Source organism: Pseudoxanthomonas sacheonensis (assembly GCF_010093305.1).
In the GTDB taxonomy this organism is placed as follows: Bacteria; Pseudomonadota; Gammaproteobacteria; order Xanthomonadales; family Xanthomonadaceae; genus Pseudoxanthomonas_A; species Pseudoxanthomonas_A sacheonensis.
The window spans coordinates 51,204-67,883 of record NZ_PDWS01000004.1 but is presented as its reverse complement, the minus strand read 5'-3'; the positions used below and the strand labels follow the sequence as shown (position 1 = coordinate 67,883).

At 65.6% G+C, this 16,680-nt stretch carries 14 protein-coding genes; 8 read left to right on the top strand and 6 right to left on the bottom strand.

The window, feature by feature from the left end:
* The first annotated feature begins 173 nt into the window (after positions 1-173).
* A complete protein-coding gene (locus tag CSC73_RS05510; RefSeq protein WP_246197368.1) occupies positions 174-986 on the top strand; it encodes an SDR family NAD(P)-dependent oxidoreductase in 813 nt (270 codons plus the stop codon).
* A 43-nt stretch (positions 987-1,029) separates the two neighbouring features.
* On the opposite strand, the gene CSC73_RS05505 is transcribed toward CSC73_RS05510, so the two are convergent.
* Positions 1,030-2,001, bottom strand: coding sequence for a LysR family transcriptional regulator (locus CSC73_RS05505; RefSeq protein WP_163839420.1), 972 nt, complete (start codon positions 1,999-2,001; stop codon positions 1,030-1,032).
* Positions 2,002-2,152: 151 nt separating this feature from the next.
* On the opposite strand from CSC73_RS05505, the gene araD1 reads away from it, so the two are divergent.
* From araD1 to CSC73_RS05470, 7 genes are all read left to right on the top strand, one after another.
* Positions 2,153-3,160 carry an AraD1 family protein gene (araD1, locus tag CSC73_RS05500; RefSeq protein ID WP_163839419.1) on the top strand — a complete coding sequence of 336 codons (1,008 nt, stop codon included), beginning with the start codon at positions 2,153-2,155 and terminating at the stop codon, positions 3,158-3,160.
* A 16-nt stretch (positions 3,161-3,176) separates the two neighbouring features.
* The gene (locus CSC73_RS05495) at positions 3,177-4,613 is read left to right on the top strand and encodes an aldehyde dehydrogenase family protein (RefSeq protein ID WP_163839418.1); all 1,437 of its coding nucleotides are present in this window, start codon (positions 3,177-3,179) and stop codon (positions 4,611-4,613) included.
* A gap of 101 nt (positions 4,614-4,714) precedes the next feature.
* Positions 4,715-5,686, top strand: coding sequence for an ABC transporter substrate-binding protein (locus CSC73_RS05490; RefSeq protein WP_163839417.1), 972 nt, complete (start codon positions 4,715-4,717; stop codon positions 5,684-5,686).
* Between the two features lie 5 nt (positions 5,687-5,691).
* A complete protein-coding gene (locus CSC73_RS05485; protein WP_163839416.1) occupies positions 5,692-7,212 on the top strand; it encodes a sugar ABC transporter ATP-binding protein in 1,521 nt (506 codons plus the stop codon).
* A complete protein-coding gene (locus CSC73_RS05480; protein ID WP_163839415.1) occupies positions 7,209-8,267 on the top strand; it encodes an ABC transporter permease in 1,059 nt (352 codons plus the stop codon). Before CSC73_RS05485 ends, CSC73_RS05480 begins: the two co-directional genes overlap by 4 nt.
* The gene (yjfF, locus tag CSC73_RS05475; protein ID WP_163839414.1) at positions 8,264-9,271 is read left to right on the top strand and encodes a galactofuranose ABC transporter, permease protein YjfF; all 1,008 of its coding nucleotides are present in this window, start codon (positions 8,264-8,266) and stop codon (positions 9,269-9,271) included. Before CSC73_RS05480 ends, yjfF begins: the two co-directional genes overlap by 4 nt.
* Before the next feature lie 69 nt (positions 9,272-9,340).
* Positions 9,341-10,828 (top strand): glycoside hydrolase family 27 protein, encoded by a 1,488-nt coding sequence (locus CSC73_RS05470; RefSeq protein WP_163839413.1) that lies wholly within the window; start codon positions 9,341-9,343, stop codon positions 10,826-10,828.
* A 134-nt stretch (positions 10,829-10,962) separates the two neighbouring features.
* Here the strand turns inward: CSC73_RS05470 and CSC73_RS05465 are convergent, their stop codons facing one another.
* The 5 genes from CSC73_RS05465 to CSC73_RS05445 form a co-directional block, all read right to left on the bottom strand.
* Positions 10,963-11,424, bottom strand: a complete 462-nt coding sequence (locus tag CSC73_RS05465; RefSeq protein ID WP_163839412.1) for a transposase — start codon at positions 11,422-11,424, stop codon at positions 10,963-10,965.
* A gap of 527 nt (positions 11,425-11,951) precedes the next feature.
* Complete coding sequence (locus CSC73_RS05460) at positions 11,952-12,884, bottom strand: LysR family transcriptional regulator (protein ID WP_163839411.1); 933 nt, start codon at positions 12,882-12,884, stop codon at positions 11,952-11,954.
* A gap of 51 nt (positions 12,885-12,935) precedes the next feature.
* Positions 12,936-14,435: a sensor histidine kinase gene (locus tag CSC73_RS05455; protein ID WP_163839410.1), complete on the bottom strand. Its 1,500-nt coding sequence runs from the start codon at positions 14,433-14,435 to the stop codon at positions 12,936-12,938.
* Positions 14,432-14,956 carry a Rab family GTPase gene (locus tag CSC73_RS05450; RefSeq protein ID WP_163839409.1) on the bottom strand — a complete coding sequence of 175 codons (525 nt, stop codon included), beginning with the start codon at positions 14,954-14,956 and terminating at the stop codon, positions 14,432-14,434. Before CSC73_RS05450 ends, CSC73_RS05455 begins: the two co-directional genes overlap by 4 nt.
* Positions 14,953-16,674, bottom strand: a complete 1,722-nt coding sequence (locus CSC73_RS05445) for a hypothetical protein (RefSeq protein WP_163839408.1) — start codon at positions 16,672-16,674, stop codon at positions 14,953-14,955. The genes CSC73_RS05450 and CSC73_RS05445 overlap by 4 nt, the downstream gene beginning before the upstream one ends.
* Positions 16,675-16,680 lie beyond the last annotated feature (6 nt).

Sequence of the window (16,680 nt, the reverse complement as noted above, 5' to 3'; positions counted from 1 at the left end):
TCCTTAGGCTGGACCGTGAATTGACCTGGGCCAGCCCTTTGGCCGATCAGGCGACACTTTACGGCTGCGATGCTACCGGGCATATTCATGCTAGAAAAATAACAAATCACAGCTAATCAATATCTATTTCTATATATGTCATCTCCCTCCAACACTTCACGACGAGGCGAAGCATGAGTGCAGCAACAACCCCTGCCCTGGCAATGCAGGGCGGTGGCGTGGGGAGGGGCGCGAGCTATCCGGAACTGGCCGGCCGGCCGGTCTTCATTACCGGCGGCGGATCGGGAATCGGGGCATCGCTGGTCGAGGGCTTCGCCCGCCAGGGTGCGCCGGTAGCGTTCGTCGATATCGACGAATCCGCCAGCCGTGTCTTGGCCGAACACCTGCAGAGGCAAGGGCTGGCATCGCCATGGTGGCGTCGCGTCGACGTGACCGATGTCGACGCGTTGCGCCAGGCCGTGCAGGACGGCGCAGACGCATTGGGCGATTTCCATATCTTGGTCAACAACGTGGGCAGCGACGACCGCCACCGCCTTGAAGAGGTCACGCCCGACTACTGGAACCAACGGGTGGCGATCAACCAGCGCGCGGCGTTCTTCGCCATCCAGGCCGCAGTGCCGGGCATGCGCCGACGCGGTAGTGGCGCGATCATCAATCTGGGTTCCACCGGCTGGCAGAGCAAGACCGGTGGCTATCCGGTCTATGCCACGGCCAAGTCATCGGTGAATGGACTGACCCGCGGCCTGGCCCGTGAGCTGGGCGCCGACCGCATCCGCATCAACGTGCTGACTCCGGGCTGGGTCATGACCGAACGCCAAGTGACCCTGTGGCTGGATGCGGACAGCGAGCGCGACTTGCTGCGCAACCAGTGCCTGCCGGACAAGGTGCTGCCCGAAGACATCACCGCCATGGCGCTGTTCCTGGCCTCGGATCAGGCCCGCGCCATCACTGCGCAGGAGTTCGTGGTCGACGCCGGCTGGACCTGAGCGCGCGCAGTCGTGCGATAGCGCAGCTGCGGCCGTGGTCGCCTCAGCCCTCGGGCTTGCCCGCGGATAGATCGACGCCGTACGCCGGCACGGCCGCGGCCTTGAGCGCCTGCAACATGATCTTGGCGCCGGGCGAGAGCAGCCAATCGTTGCGGGTGATGATGCCGAAATGGTCCATCCGGCACGACAGTTCCGCCGGCACGATGGAGACGATGTGGTGCTTGGCGTAGTAGCGTGCGACATCGGTGGGCACCACCGCGATGTAGTCGCTTTCCTCCAGCATGCGCGGCAGGAAGGCAAGAGCCGAACTCTCGATGATGCGCTTGGGCGGCTCCAGTCCGGCGCTCTGGAACATCAGCTCGAAGCGGTGGCGCAGCACGCTGCCGGCTGGCGGCACGATCCAACCGGCGATCGCCAATTCGGCCAGCGAAGGTCGTTCGATTTCCAGGATCGGATGGTGCGGACGGACGATGGCCGAAACCTGTTCTTCTGCCAGCGCTTCGTAATGCAGGTTGCGTTTGTCGTGGCGGGCGAACAAGCGCGCCACGAGGATGTCCAGCTTGTTCTGCGACAGCATCTCCAACAGCACATCACTGCTTTCCACCAGCAGCGAGACGCGCAGCAGCGGATGGTCGCGGGTGATCTGAACCATTGCCGCCGGCAGCAGGTTCATGGCCGGGCCGGTAATCGCACCGACACTGACGCTGCCGTAATAGCCGGCCTTCAGCGCCTCGATCTCGGCGCCGGCCTCGCTCAAGCTGGAGAGGGCAATACGCGCGTGGCGGATCATGGTCTCGCCATACCAGGTCGGCTGCATGCCGCGCGGCAATCGCTCGAACAGCGGCACGCCCATCGAGTCCTCCAGGTCCTTGAGCATCTTCGACGCCGCCGGCTGGGACATGTTCAACACGTCCGCGGCACGTTGGGTGCTGCCTTCGTCGTCGATCGCGATCAGCAGCATCAGCTGTCGGGCCTTGAGGCGGGCGCGCATGTACCAGGGAGCGCTTTGGGCCACGAAGTTTCCCTCACCTATGCCGATACATATATATATTAATCACAAAAATAGATTTGTTGTATATGAGTGGTGTCGGCAGAATGCGGTCTGGCATGGCACGTCCCCAGCGGAAGGTGCGTGTCGCATCTGACCCACGACTGCAGGCGAAGCAATGCGACTGATCCAGCTAGTTGACGATGCCGGCGAAGCTCGGGTCGGCGTGATCAACCAGGACGGAGTCCGCGTGCGTCTCCTGGGAAGCTCCAGGACCACCTATGCCCTGGCCACCGCAGCGATTGCGGCCAATCGCGACCTTGAGCAACAAGCCGCACAGGAGCAGAGCGACGAGTCGCTGGACTATGCGACGCTGTTGCGCGAGGACCGGGTGTTGACCCCGCTGGCCCATCCCGATCCGGCTCATATGCGCGTCACCGGCACCGGCCTGACCCACTTGGGTAGCGCCGCCACCCGCGATGCCATGCATCAGAACCTGCAGGACCATGCCAACGCCGGCAGCCTCACCGATTCGATGAAGGTTTTCCAGTGGGGCGTGGAGGGTGGCATTCCACGCGAGGGCCGACCCGGCGCGCAGCCGGAGTGGTTCTACAAAGGCGATGGCAGCATGGTGGTGGCCCCGGGCCAGGCCCTGCCGTCGCCTGACTTCGCCTTGGATGGCGGCGAAGAGCCGGAGCTGGTTGGGCTGTACCTGATCGGCCCTAACGGCACCCCGCACCGCCTGGGGTTCGCCATCGGCAACGAGTTCTCCGACCACATCACCGAGCGCCAGAACTACCTCTATCTGGCCCATTCCAAGCTGCGCGCCTGCGCAGTCGGTCCCGAGCTGCGTACCGGACCGTTGCCGCGCGACCTGGGTGGCACCAGCCGCATCCGCCGCGGCGACACGGTGGTATGGGAGAAGCCTTTCCTCACCGGCGAGGACAACATGTGCCATTCGCTGGAGAATCTGGAATACCACCATTTCAAATACACCGCGCATCGCCGTCCAGGCGATGTGCACCTGCATTTCTTCGGCACCTCGACTTTGAGTTTCGCCGACGGCATCGCTGTGCAGCCGGGCGACTGCTTCGAGATCGACTTGCCGGCGCTGGGTGCGCCCCTGGTCAATCCATTGCAGTCCGTGGCCGGCGGTTTCGCTCTCGGTGGCGTACGCCCCCTCTGATCCCAGGACACTCCGCATGACCCAGCGTTTCCAGAGTTACATCGACGGCCAGTGGGTGGCCAGCGGCACCGCCGCACAGGATGAGAATCCCTCCGACCTGGCGACGCCGGTGGGCGATTACGCCAGTCTGGATGCGGCGCAGGTGCGCGATGCGATCGCTGCCGCAGCAACGTGCCGACGTAGCTGGTCGCTGAGCACGCCGCAGCAACGTGCCGACGCTCTGGACTTTGTCGGCAGCGAAATCCTGGCGCGCAAAGAAGAGCTGGGCAGGCTGTTGGCGATGGAAGAGGGCAAGACCCTGCCGGAGTCCATCGGCGAGGCGGCCCGTGCCGGACAGATCTTCAAATTCTTCGCCGGCGAAGCCCTGCGCATTCCCGGCGAAAAACTGGCCTCGACCCGTCCCGGTGTGGAGGTGGAGATCACCCGCGAGCCGATGGGTGTGGTCGGCATCATCGCCCCCTGGAACTTCCCGCTGGCCATTCCGGCCTGGAAGATCGCCCCTGCCCTGGCCTATGGCAACACCGTAGTGTTCAAACCGGCCGAGATCGTGCCGGGCTGTGCCTGGGCCCTGGCCGAGATCCTCAGCCGGGCCGGCCTGCCGGCGGGCGCATTCAATCTGGTCATCGGCAGCGGTCGCGTGGTCGGCCAGGCCCTGATCGAGGATCCGCGGGTCGACGCGCTGACTTTCACCGGCTCGGTGCGCACCGGCAATGCGCTGCTGCAGCAGGCCGCCGCGCGCGGACTGAAAATCCAGTTGGAGATGGGCGGCAAGAATCCGCTGGTGGTACTGGCCGACGCCGACCTGGAAAAAGCGGTGGAGGTCGCGGTCAACGGCGCCTATTTCTCCACCGGCCAGCGCTGCACGGCTTCGAGCCGGCTGATCGTGGAGGCTCCGGTGTACGAGGAGTTCATAGCGCGCACCCGCAAGCGCCTGGCTTCGCTCAAGGTCGGCCACGCGCTGACCAGCGGCATCGATATCGGTCCGGTGGCCAGCGCCGAACAACTGGCCACCGACCTTTCCTATCTGGACATCGCCCGCCAGGAAGGCGCCGAACTGCTGTGCGGCGGAGAGCAACTGGAGCTGGATACCCGCGGCCACTACTTGAGCCCGGCTCTGGTCGCCGCTCTGCCAGAGCACCGGATAGCGCGGGAGGAAGTATTCGGTCCGGTGGCGGCGGTATTGCGCGCGAACGACTACGAACATGCGCTGGCCCTGGCCAACGACACCGAGTTCGGTCTGTGCGCAGGCATCGCCACGACTTCGCTGAAGTACGCGACGCATTTCAAACGCCATGCAGAAGTCGGCATGGTCATGGTCAACCTGCCGACCGCGGGCGTGGATCCGCACGTGCCGTTCGGCGGCCGCAAGGCCTCCAGTTACGGGCCGCGCGAACAGGGCCGCTATGCTGCCGAGTTCTATACCACGGTCAAAACCGCCTATACCTCGGCCTAGGCCGGACAGCTGCACAATGCCGGGAAGAGAAACCTTCCTGGTCGATACGACGGACACCGCCCGGAGGGGATGGGTCAAACAACCATAACGGGAGGGAAGGGATGAAGCGAGGATTCATGCTGGCCGCCGCGCTGTCATGCGCGGCAGCATTTGTGAGCGGCTGTTCGCGCGATGCGGGCGGCGATCGCGCGGCGCAACCGGTGCTGGGTTTCAGCCAGATCGGTGCCGAAAGCGAGTGGCGCACCGCCAATACCGCGTCGATCAAATCGTCGCTGTCCAAGGCCGGCATCCAGTTGCGTTTCTCCGATGCGCAGCAGAAGCAGGAAAACCAGATCAAGGCGCTGCGCTCGTTCATCGCCCAGCGCGTGGACCTGATCGCGTTTTCGCCGGTGGTCGAATCGGGCTGGGAAACGGTGCTGCGCGAGGCCAAGGCCGCCAACATCCCGGTGATCCTCACCGACCGGGCGGTCGATGTTTCCGACGATTCGCTCTACGTGACCCTGATCGGCTCGGATTTCGTCGAAGAGGGCCGCAAGGCCGGCCGCTGGCTGTTGCAGGACACGCCTGCCGGAAGCGGAGAAGTGCGCATCGTCGAGTTGCAGGGCACGGTGGGTTCGGCGCCGGCGATCGACCGCATGCAGGGATTCCATGAGGTCATCGACAAAGACTCGCGCTTCAAAGTTGTGCGATCGCAGAGCGGCGACTTCACCCGGGCCAAGGGCAAGGAAGTGATGGAGGCGTTCCTCAAAGCCGAGGGCCCGAAGATCGATGTGTTGTTCGCGCACAACGACGATATGGCCATTGGCGCGATCCAGGCCATCGAGGAGGCCGGGCTGAAGCCCGGCAAAGACATCAAGATCGTTTCCATCGACGGCGTACGCGGCGCGTTCAAGGCGATGGAGGCGGGCAAGCTCAACGCCACCATCGAATGCAATCCGTTGATCGGGGATCAACTGGTCGATGCGGTCAAAGCCGTGCTTGAGAAGCGTCCGCTGCCCAAGCGCATCCTGGTGGAGGAGGGTGTATTCACCCAGGACCAGGCCGCTGCGGCGCTGCCAGGCCGCAAGTACTGAACGGAATGGCCACGGACGAAGCCGCCATCGTCCTGCAGGCCCGCGGCCTGGGCAAACGCTTTGCCGGCGTAGCCGCGCTGGAAGGCGTCGACCTGACCCTGCGCGCCGGCGAAGTGCATGCGCTGATGGGCCAGAACGGCGCGGGCAAATCGACCCTGATCAAATTGCTGACCGGGGCGATGCGCCCGGACAGCGGAGAGATACGGGTGCGCGGACAGGCAGCGTCGCCATCCAGTCCGGCCGATGCGCAGCAGCTGGGCATCAGCACGGTCTATCAGGAAGTGAACCTGTGCCCGAACCTGTCGGTAGCCGAGAACATCGTGGGCGGCCGCTATCCCCGTCGGCGTTGGACCGGAGCCATCGACTGGAACGCGGTCGATGCGCAGGCCCGCGATGTGCTGGCCGGACTGCACCTGGACATCGACCCGAAACGGCCGCTGTCGGATTTCCCGGTGGCGGTGCAGCAAATGGTCGCCATCGCGCGCGCGTTGAGCGTGTCGGCCAAGGTATTGATCCTGGACGAACCGACTTCGAGCCTGGATGAGAGTGAGGTGCAGGAGTTGTTCGCGGTGATACGCCGTCTGCGCGAGCAAGGCATGGCGATCCTGTTCGTCACTCATTTTCTGGATCAGATGTATGCGGTTTCCGACCGCATCACCGTCTTGCGCAACGGCCGCCGGGTAGGCGAGTACGCGGCGACGGCGTTGCCTCATGGGCCGTTGGTGGCGGCCATGGTGGGTCGCGAGGTCGCTGTCGCCGAACGCGACGATGCTGTGCAGTCCGTCGCGGCGAGCGAGGGTGCGACGGTGCTGGAGGCGCAGGCGCTGGAACGTCGCGGACAGATCGCTCCGACCGACCTGAGCCTGCGCGCCGGTGAAGTGCTGGGCCTGGGTGGGCTGCTCGGTTCGGGCCGCACCGAACTGGTCCGGCTGATGTTCGGGCTGGACCGCGCGGACGGCGGCAAGCTGCGCATAGGACAACGCGAGATGATCCTGAAAGGTCCGGCCGACGCGGTGGCGCAAGGCCTGGCCCTGTGTCCTGAGGAGCGCAAGACCGAGGGCATCGTGGCCGATCTGTCGGTGCGCGAAAACATCGCCTTGGCATTGCAGGCCAAACTGGGCCTGCGCCGTTTTCTTGGCCGCGGCGAGCAGGAAGAACTGGCCCGGCGATATGTCGAGCTGTTGGGGATCAAAACCGCCGGCATCGAGACTCCGGTTGGCCTGCTTTCGGGCGGCAACCAGCAGAAAACAGTGTTGGCGCGTTGGCTGGCCACTGAGCCGGCAGTGCTGATCCTGGATGAGCCGACCCGCGGCATCGACGTCGCCGCCAAGCAAGAAATCATGGGACAGATCCTGCGCCTGGCGCGCAAGGGCATGGCGGTGCTTTTCATCTCCGCGGAAATGGAGGAACTCGTGCGCATCTCGGACCGGATCGCAGTGATGCGCGACCGGCGCAAGGTGGGCGAACTTCCTGGAGGCTGCGGTGAGGCGGCGGTGTATGAACTGATTGCAGGCAGCGAGGCATGACGCAGCCCTCTCCTTCGGCCACACCCGTGCCGCGGTTCCGGCGTTTCATCGCGCATCCCCTGTTCTGGCCGCTGCTGACCCTGACGCTGCTGGTGCTGGGCAACGGCTTGGTCAGTCCCACCTTCCTTTCCCTGCACTGGCGCGATGGCCATCTGTACGGAAACCTGGTGGATATCGCCAACCGCGCCGCACCGCTGATCCTGGTTTCGCTGGGTGTGACATTGGTGATCGCCGTTCGCGGCCTGGATATTTCCGTGGGCGCAGTGTTGGCGGTTGCAGCCACTGTGGCGGCCTGGATGATCGGCGGCGAGTCCGATGTCTCGCGCTTTCCCATGGCCGTGGCGATCGCCGCTGCGCTTTCCGCGGCTGCCTTGTGCGGGCTTTGGAACGGGCTGTTGGTGGTCAAGCTGGGCATGCAGCCCATCGTCGCCACCCTGATTCTGATGGTAGCCGGACGCGGCGTCGCCCAGTTGCTGGCCGATGGGCAGATCCTGACGGTGTACTACAAGCCGTACGCCTATTTCGGCAACGGCTTCCTGTTCGGCCTTCCGTTTTCGCTGTACGTGATCGCCGCCGTATGCCTGCTGCTGTGGCTGGCCCTTGGCCGCACAGCGCTGGGCTTGTTCATACGCGCCATCGGCGGCAATCCCGTGGCCGCGCGCTTGGCCGGCGTGCCGGCACGGTGGATCACGGTTGGGCTGTATGTGTTTTGCGCGTTCTGCGCGGGCGCGGCCGGGATCCTGGTCAGTTCCAACGTCAGCAGCGCCGATGCCAACAACGCCGGACAGCTGCTGGAACTGGACGCGATCCTGGCGGTTACCCTGGGCGGCACCGCACTCGGCGGTGGTCGTTTCAGCCTCGCTGGCAGCGTGATCGGTGCGCTGATCATCCAGACCCTGACCTCGACCATTTATTCGCTCGGCGTACCGCCGCAGGTGAATCTGGTGGTCAAGGCCGCGCTGGTATTCATCGTGATGTTGTTGCAATCGGTCGAGTTCCGCAGCCATGTGCGCCAGCTGGTGGGACAGCGCCAAGCCGGGGGGGACGGCGCATGAGCGGTGCGGGTCGCGCCCGAAACTCAAAAAATTCGGCGCCGTCGAGGCGGCTGGATCCGCGCCATCTGCCGTTGCTGGTGACCTTGGCGCTGTTCCTGGCCATGGCCGTGATCGGGGGCCTTCTCTATCCCGGGTTGCTGTCCCCGCAGGTGTTCCTCAATCTCCTGATCGATAATGCCTTCCTGTGCGTGGCGGCGGTTGGCGCCACCTTCGTCATCCTCACTGGCGGCATCGACCTTTCGGTTGGTGCGGTGATCGCTTTCACCACGGTGCTGCTGGCGATGCTGGTGCAGCAGTGGGGGTGGCATCCCGTGGCGGGCATTCCCGTCGTGCTGGTCCTGGGCAGCGCTTTCGGGGCGGCCATGGGCGTGTTGATCCAGCGTTACCGGCTACCGCCGTTCGTGGTCACCTTGGCTGGCATGTTCCTGGCGCGCGGTGCGGCGACGCTGCTGAGCGTGGATTCGATCGGCATCGACCATCCGTTCTTCACCACCTTGTCGTATGTCCGCATCCCGCTGGGCTTCGGCAGTCTGTCGATCGGCGCAGTGCTCGCCTTGGTGGTGGTGGCCGCCGGCATCTGGATCGCCAACGCCACCCGCTTCGGCCGTACCGTCTACGCCATCGGCGGCAGTGAAACCTCGGCGCGGTTGATGGGGCTGCCGGTCGACTCGACCCTGATTGGAGTGTATGCGTTGAGCGGCTTCTGTTCGGCGCTGGCCGGAGTGGTCTACACCTTCTACATGCTGTCCGGCTACAGCCAGCACGCGCTGGGTCTTGAACTGGATGCCATCGCAGCGGTGGTGATCGGCGGCACCGTACTCGCCGGCGGCACGGGTTACGTGATCGGCACCCTGATCGGCGTGCTGATCCTGGGTCTGATCCAGACCATGATCGCGTTCGACGGCACGCTTAGCTCATGGTGGACGCGCATTGCCATTGGTCTGCTGCTGTTCGTGTTCTGCTTGCTACAGCGTTTGTTCGACCTGGGCCGGCCCCGGCATTGAGCGCTGATAAGTAATGCCCATCCGCTGCCGCTGTCCCGCGCCGACCGGAGGTAGGTACAGGAGTGATCCATGAATCAATTCGGTCTTCTGCGATTTCCAGGTGTTCTGCTGCTCATCGGCAGCCTGTCCGTGGCGACTGCCCCGGCAATAGCCGCGCCGCCGTCGAACGATTTTCATCAATGGGCCGCTACGCCACCGCTGGGATGGAATAGCTGGGATGCCTTCGGTACCACGGTGACCGAAGCGCAGATCAAACAGCAGACCGACTTCATGGCCGCCAAACTCAAGGCGCACGGCTGGCAGTACGTCACGGTGGATATCCAGTGGTACCAGCCCACCGCCAAAGGCCACAGCTACGAAGAAGGCGCCATGTTGGCCATGGACGGCTTCAGTCGCCTTGTGCCGGCACCGGAGAAGTTCCCTTCGGCCGCGGGCGGCCAGGGCTTCAAGCCGCTGGCCGACTACGTGCATGGCAAGGGGCTGAAGTTCGGCATTCACATGATGCGCGGCATCCCGCGCCAAGCGGTCAAGCAGAACACGCCGATCCTGGATACTCGGCTGCGTGCCGCGGATATCGCCGATATCGATAGCAGCTGCGCCTGGAACCCGGACATGTATGGCGTGGACATGTCCAAGCCGGGTGCGCAGGCCTATTACGATTCGCTGATACAGCAGTTGGCCGACTGGGGCGTGGACTTCATCAAAGTCGACGATCTCAGCCGCCCTTATGACCCGCAGCGTGCCGAAATCGAGGCCATCCGCAAGGCGATCGACAAGACCGGCCGGCCAATCGTGTTCAGTACCTCACCGGGAGAAACCCCTTTGTCGGTGGGCGCTCACGTCAACCAGCACGCCAACATGTGGCGGATCAGCGACGATTTCTGGGATCGCTGGGAACTGCTGCTGGCTCAGTTCAAGCGGCTGCATGAGTGGACACCGTACCGGATCGCCGGCGCCTGGCCGGATGCGGACATGTTGCCGCTGGGCATCGTCGAGTTCGACCGGCCTACCCGCTTCACCCGCGACGAACAGATCACTCTGATGACCTTGTGGAGCATCGCACGCTCGCCATTGATCCATGGCGGCGATATGACCCGTACCGATCCGTTCACCCTGTCCTTGCTTACCAACGACGAGGTGCTGGCCGTCAACCAGCACAGCGCGAACAACCGCCAATTGTTCCGCACCGACGACGGGCTGATCGCGTGGGTCGCCGATGCGGCCGGCGGGAGAGACAAGTACTTGGCGGTGTTCGATACCCGCGATGCCACTGCCATGGCAACCGGCAGTCGCCCGATCCCGGTAGAGATGGCAGCGCTCGGGCTGCAGGGACAAGTGCAGGTGCGGGACCTGTGGAGCCGCACGCAGCTGAAGCCGGTCGGCGGCACTTTCAAGCCGCTGGTCGCACCACACGGCGCTCGTCTATTCCGTCTCACCCCGCGGCCGGAAGCGTCATCCCTCTCCTTCGCGGCAATAGAGCACCCAGCCAATATCCGCTCCCGACCTACGGCGGCCTCTCGGCATCGAAGGCCCATCCACGATGGCGCAATGGATTAACGGGCAGCGCAAAGGCCGGATACGGATAGGCATCCGCTGGCCAATACTGGGCGATACCCTTAAAACTGAGGGCGACGATCAGGCCGTAGTCTTGCCGAGATTGCGCTCGATGCGCCGCGCGTTGTCGTGCGTGCTTACTTCATCCTGCCGCGCAACCGCTGGATGCGATAACTGGCCTGGTACTTCTCCACCAGCGCGCCGAGCAGCGCCTGGGTTTTCGGCAGATCTTCCAGGGCCTTGACCACATCTTCCCATACGTCTTCGTGCGACCAGCGGCCGAAACGGATGTAGATGGCGTGCCACGCGCCGTATTCGATCGGAATGTCCGACCAGTAGGCGCGGGTGTGGGCCATCCACAACACCGCCTCGACGAAGCGCCGGGCATTGCCGCCGTTGCTGGCGCGAACGCCGATGCGGCCCGGCAGCACGGCAAGCACTTTGGCCCATTGCGAATCGTTCAACCGTTGGCGCGCACGCCAGTTCGCCTCGAAAGTCGCCTTGTCCATACCCACGTCTTCTATGCGAAACGCCCATTGCGGCTTCATGGCCGTTTCATGCGAATTCATGTCCACTGCCTTCATGGCCATCCTGTTCATGCGCGCATCACCGCTTTGCGGAGGGAGTTGCGGACAGCGGCGGATCGTTCTTCATCCTTGCTCCCTGACCGCATTCCGGGGAAAAAACGAGGGGGCCGAAGCCCCCTCGACCTGTCGCCGTCGGAGCGACTGCGATATCCGCCAGAGCTTGGGGAATTGACGGATACCGCACACGGCGCAAGAGTGGGGACTCGCTGCGCCATGCAACCGCCGGGGGGGAAGCCGCCGGCAGAAGCCTGGGATCCTTGGGGTCGCCACGCGGCCGCCGATTGCTCGGTGGCCGCATGGGCGCGGGACCACCCGATCCCCGCGCTTGCGCTCATCCACAATCTCCGTGTGGGATGAGCACCCGACAACTGCTCCTGGGACCTAGCTTAGGTCGCAGGCCAGGATGCGCTAGCCATCTGTGACGAACTGAATGTTCGCGAATCGCGAACACTGATCGGGCTGCTGTTGGCCGGCTGCTATCGACGAACTGCGGCGCCTGCGCCCGGTCGCGGCGGCCGGCCGCGCCGCAGGCAAAGCGGCTAGCGCGTCGCCTGCGCCTGCGCGATGCGGTCGTCCCAATCGGCGACGGCGGCGATGCGTTCGCTCAGGAACGACAGCAAGACCTGCACTTTCTGCGAAGCCCGCCTGCTCCTGGGATAGACGACCGAGATCTGGCTGGCCGGCGGCGCGCATTCGGGGAGCACGATGCGCAACTGCCCCGAAACGATGGCGTCGGCGGCAAGGATGCTGGACGCCTGCACGATGCCCAGGCCCGCGCATGCGGCCGAGATGAGTTGCTCGCCGCTGTTGCTGCGGATGCGTTCGCGCACCCGGCAGTTGCGCGCCTCCCCGTCGACCCACAGCTGCCAGTCGCCGAGGCCTTCGCCCGAAGTATCGATCAGGCCGTGGTGCTCGGCCAGATCGTCGGGCGACTGCGGCACGCCATGCGCCTGCAAATAAGCGGGGCTGGCGCACAGCCACTTGCGGAAACCGGCCAGCGGACGGGCGATGAGGTTGGCGTCGCCCAGGCGGCCGACGCGGATGGCGGCATCGAAATGGCTGTCGCCCAGGTTGATGTATTCGTCGTCGGCCTGGATATCGAGCAGAACTTCGGGGTAGCGTTCGGCGAATTCATTGAGCAGCGGCGCGATCAACGCGCCGTTGAAGGACTCGGCCAAGGCTATGCGCAAGCGTCCGCGGACCAGGCTATTGAATCCGGCGACGAAATCGTTGGCCGCGCCGATGGATTCCAGTATGCGCACGCATTTGGCGTAGTACACCGCGCCCACTTCGGTAGCGCGCACGCTGCTGCGCGCGCCGCGATCCAGCAAGGGCGCTCCCAGTTCGCGCTCCAGGTCGCTCACGCGCCGGCTGATCACCGACTTGGTCGTCGTCAGGCGTCGGGCCGCTTCGGTGAAGCTGGCCGTTTCCATCACGGCGACGAACGCGGCCATGTCGGCGATCTGGATCATCGCGCTGCCCCTGTCGTTACGGCCATGGCCTGGTTTCCTTCATCGATCGCTCTAGCCGGCCAGTACGGTGCGTAACGCCGCATGCAACGTGTCGCGGTCGGCGTCGGAAGCGATCCGCACGCAATTGCGGTCGCGCTGCCAGCCCGTCCGGCCCGGGACTTCGCCGGCGGCGGTGAGCAGCATGACGCCGGTGTCCGCCGGCAGCTCCAGGCGATTGAGGATCTCGCGGCCGTTCCTGCCCTCGAACGGACTGGACAGCATCAGCGCGCCCAACGCGTCGTCGCGCACCAATGCTTCGATGCGGCCGATGTCCTGCACCGACACGGACGGCACGCCCAGTTCGGCCAACAGTTCCGCCAGGCCGGCCGCGCACTGCGTCGGCTCCACCGCCACCACCGCCAACTTCCCGCCGTCGAGCAGCGCCGGCGGCAGGGGCGCTTCCCGCACGTGCAATTCACCTTCAGTACCGGCCATGCGATCGAGCGGCAAGCGGATCCAGACTTCATGGCCGCCGCCGCGCCGGGACACCAGCTCCACCGTCGCGCGCATCTGCTGCAGCAACAGCTGGCTGACCGCCAGACCCAGGCTGCCGCCCGCATGGGACTGCAACAGATCGGCGGTGGTGACCAGGGGGCCGAAATGATCGGCGCCGAAGCCCGAAGGCTCGCATGCGATTTCGATCTCCAGGCCTTGCGCGGCGACCGAAAACGACACCACCAGCCGGCCGCCCTCGGCGCCCTCCAGCGCATGGATGATCAGGTTGATCAGGATCTGGCGCAGGGCGAGCGTATCGACTTCGATCTGGCTCGCGCTTTCGGGCACATGCACTTCGAAACCGACGCCCTGCGCGTGCGCTTGCAGTGCGAAGGTTTCCTGCAGCAGCGCCGCCAGCTGCGACGGATCGACGATGCCCAGATTGCTGGCGCCCGCGGTGAGTTCGCCCAGGCCTATCAGGCCGTTGGTCGACAGCGCATCCAGACGCACGGCGGCATGCTGGATGGCGGCGATGGAGCGCAGCGCGGCCGGATCGTCCTTGCAGCGCTGCTGCAGCAGGCGCGCATGCCCAGCCAGCTGCGCCATCGGCGCGCGCGCGCTGTCGACCAGTTCGGCGAACAGCTCCGAACTGCGGCGGAACTGCCGCAGGGGACGCGGAGGCGCGGACGGGTCCGGCATGCTTTTGCGGAGCTCCCGGCGGTGGCGGTCCTCCAGCAGCGCGGCTTCGTTGCTGGTCTGCTGGTTGCGGCGCAGCACCTGCATCAATTCGGTCGCATCCAGCAGCACGAAATGGCGGCTGTCCTGCTCGGCCACGATGTGGACGTCGGCATAGCGTCCCTGCGACAGCTCCATGGCGGGGATGATGTCCGGCGCGCCTTCGACACCCTCGTGCAGATCCTGCAGGCGTTTGTAGACGTCCTGGCGGGTGTCGCCGCCGGCGACGAACCAGTCGATGTCGCCCACCACGTCCAGCAGCTCTCCGTCTTCGTCGAAAGTCACCACCACGGGCGGTCGTGCCCGTGCGGGCGCGGCGGCGGGTTTGCGCGGCGCGCTCACGGCGATTTCGAACCGACAGGCGCGGCGGACACGGCCGAGGCCAGCGCGGCGAAGGCTTCCTCCACGCCCTGTCCGGTGCGCGCGCTGGCGCTGAATACCGGCACCCGCTGCGCGAGTTCGCGGATGCGTTCCGGCGGCACTTCCCACTCGCCGGCCAGATCGCATTTGTTGAGGATCAGCACCGCCGGCAGCTCGCGCCCCAGCAAGCGCACAGCCTGGTCGCGCAGCCCCAGCACGGTGTCCACGGTGTCGGCGCGGGTGCCGTCGGCGATCAGCAGCAGGCCCTGGCTGCCGCCGATGTAGTTGGCGCGCATCTGGTCCAGCGAGCTGGCGCCGGCGATGTCCCACAGCACCAGGCGCAGGTCGCGGCCTTCGGCATCGGGCAAGGTCTTGGTATCCACTTTCACCCCGACCGAGGTCAGGTAGGCCTCGGAAAAGGTGTTGCGAACGCTGCGCGCCACGGTGCTGGTCTTGCCGACGGCGAAGTCGCCGAGCAGGCTTACTTTCCGGGAGACGCTCATCGTTGCTGCACCGGCGCGGGATAGGGTTCGACCGTGACCACGGCGGCGCGCATGCGCAGGTTCTGCGGCAGCGCGAACGCGGCATCCTGGTTGACCGCGATGGTCGAAGGCGGATGCAGTTGCGCGGCCAGGCGGCTGGCCAGCCATTCGGCGCGCTGCTGGCGCAGGCCGCGGTTCTGGTCGAGCGTGCCTGGTTCGTCGGTCAGGCCCGCGGTCTGCATGTGGAAGGCGATGGAGGAAGCCGCCCCGATGCGCTCCAGCGCCTGCAACTTCCGGCCCATCTCGGCCAATACCTTCTCCCAGCCGGCGCCCGGCGTCACCGTACCGCTCGGGAACGGCAGCTGGAGCGACTGGATGGAAGCGATGGCGGCATCTATTTGCGCTTTTTGCGGATAGGACAATCCATCGTAGTCGATGCCGGTGACGCCAGGCGTGGACAGCGGCGTGGCGCGCGCGCGGTACCAGTCGGGGAACGCTACCGAACCGTGCAAGCGGATCACGCCCTGGGCGTCGGGCGGTTGCACCGCCGCTTCGGGCAGATGCAGCGTCTGGGCCACCCGCCGCTGCACCAGCTGCGGCTCCAGCGACACGAATGGGCGTGTTCGCATTTCGACTTCCACGCCGGGATGATGCTGCGACAGCCAGGCGCGCGGGTCGTTGGCCAGGGGATCCATCAGGCCTTCGATGCGCAAGCGGCCCCGTTCGCCGCCGTCCAGCTTGGACACCACCAGTCCGGGCGTAGCGGACAGGTGCCGCCCGATCGCCTCGACCTGCACAGACCAGCGCCAACCGAGCACGGCATGGGCCAATAGCGCCAGCGCCACCAGCACCAGCGCCGCCCACACGTATTTGCGGCGGCGCGGACGCGCGCCGCCTTGCTGGGCCGCTCCGCGCGAATTGAGTTCGTCCAGTTGCGCCTGTTCCAGCAATCCGGCGCCGGCCACGCCGGCCGATTCGGCTTCGCCCAGCTGCGCGCCATAGCGCGCGTGCAGCTCTTCGTTGAGTTCGTCCAGGCGCAGACCGAAATCGCTGGACGGCACGCCGCGCACGAACGCCACCAGTCGCGCGGCAGGGCCTTCGCTGACGGCAAGCCGGTAGCCGCCCACGGTTGCCGAGCCGATGCCGCTGCCTTCTTCGTCCACCGTCACCGAATCGCGCACGAATTGATGGATGGCGGTGAACATGCCGGCCACCGCGTCGGCGTCCAGTGCCGGCAAACCGCTGGCGGTGAGGTGGCCCAGCAGCAATCCGGATTCCGGCGCGATCAGGAACAGATGCTCGACCTGATAGCGCGTGGTATGGCGCAGCATCACTTGCGCGTAGGGCGTGCCGCTGCGCCAGGCCTGCCAGCGCCACAGCAGCGCGCGCGGGCTGAAGGTGTCGCTGAGCGCGCGATCCAGATCGTCGGCCATCTGCCGCAATGCATCGCTGAGCGAACGGCGGATGGCCGGGCCGATGATCGGATACACCGCCTGCACCACCGCCTGCGGACGGCGGCGCACGGCGATCTCCAGCGAATCGGCGCTGGCTTCGGACAGCACGTTGGCCAGGCGCGAACGCTTGCCTTCGCGGATGCTGGCTTCGATGTCATCGGCCAGCAGGTCCGGCACGCGTTCGAAACGCGCGGTCGCCTTGCCCACGCTGTCCTGCAGCGCGTCCATGCGGCCGCGCTCCTGTTCCAGCAGCAGTTGGCGAAGACGGTCGTATTCGCCGTTCATGCGCGA

What these genes read in the sequence shown, in the direction of transcription:
- CSC73_RS05465 (WP_163839412.1), bottom strand. Translation starts at nt 11,424, where the DNA reads ATGAACAGGATGGCCATGAAGGCAGTGGACATGAATTCGCATGAAACG.
- CSC73_RS05510 (WP_246197368.1), top strand. Translation starts at nt 174, where the DNA reads ATGAGTGCAGCAACAACCCCTGCCCTGGCAATGCAGGGCGGTGGCGTG.
- araD1 (WP_163839419.1), top strand. Translation starts at nt 2,153, where the DNA reads ATGCGACTGATCCAGCTAGTTGACGATGCCGGCGAAGCTCGGGTCGGC.
- yjfF (WP_163839414.1), top strand. Translation starts at nt 8,264, where the DNA reads ATGAGCGGTGCGGGTCGCGCCCGAAACTCAAAAAATTCGGCGCCGTCG.
- CSC73_RS05460 (WP_163839411.1), bottom strand. Translation starts at nt 12,884, where the DNA reads ATGATCCAGATCGCCGACATGGCCGCGTTCGTCGCCGTGATGGAAACG.
- CSC73_RS05490 (WP_163839417.1), top strand. Translation starts at nt 4,715, where the DNA reads ATGAAGCGAGGATTCATGCTGGCCGCCGCGCTGTCATGCGCGGCAGCA.
- CSC73_RS05470 (WP_163839413.1), top strand. Translation starts at nt 9,341, where the DNA reads ATGAATCAATTCGGTCTTCTGCGATTTCCAGGTGTTCTGCTGCTCATC.
- CSC73_RS05445 (WP_163839408.1), bottom strand. Translation starts at nt 16,674, where the DNA reads ATGAACGGCGAATACGACCGTCTTCGCCAACTGCTGCTGGAACAGGAG.
- CSC73_RS05495 (WP_163839418.1), top strand. Translation starts at nt 3,177, where the DNA reads ATGACCCAGCGTTTCCAGAGTTACATCGACGGCCAGTGGGTGGCCAGC.
- CSC73_RS05480 (WP_163839415.1), top strand. Translation starts at nt 7,209, where the DNA reads ATGACGCAGCCCTCTCCTTCGGCCACACCCGTGCCGCGGTTCCGGCGT.
- CSC73_RS05485 (WP_163839416.1), top strand. Translation starts at nt 5,692, where the DNA reads ATGGCCACGGACGAAGCCGCCATCGTCCTGCAGGCCCGCGGCCTGGGC.
- CSC73_RS05450 (WP_163839409.1), bottom strand. Translation starts at nt 14,956, where the DNA reads ATGAGCGTCTCCCGGAAAGTAAGCCTGCTCGGCGACTTCGCCGTCGGC.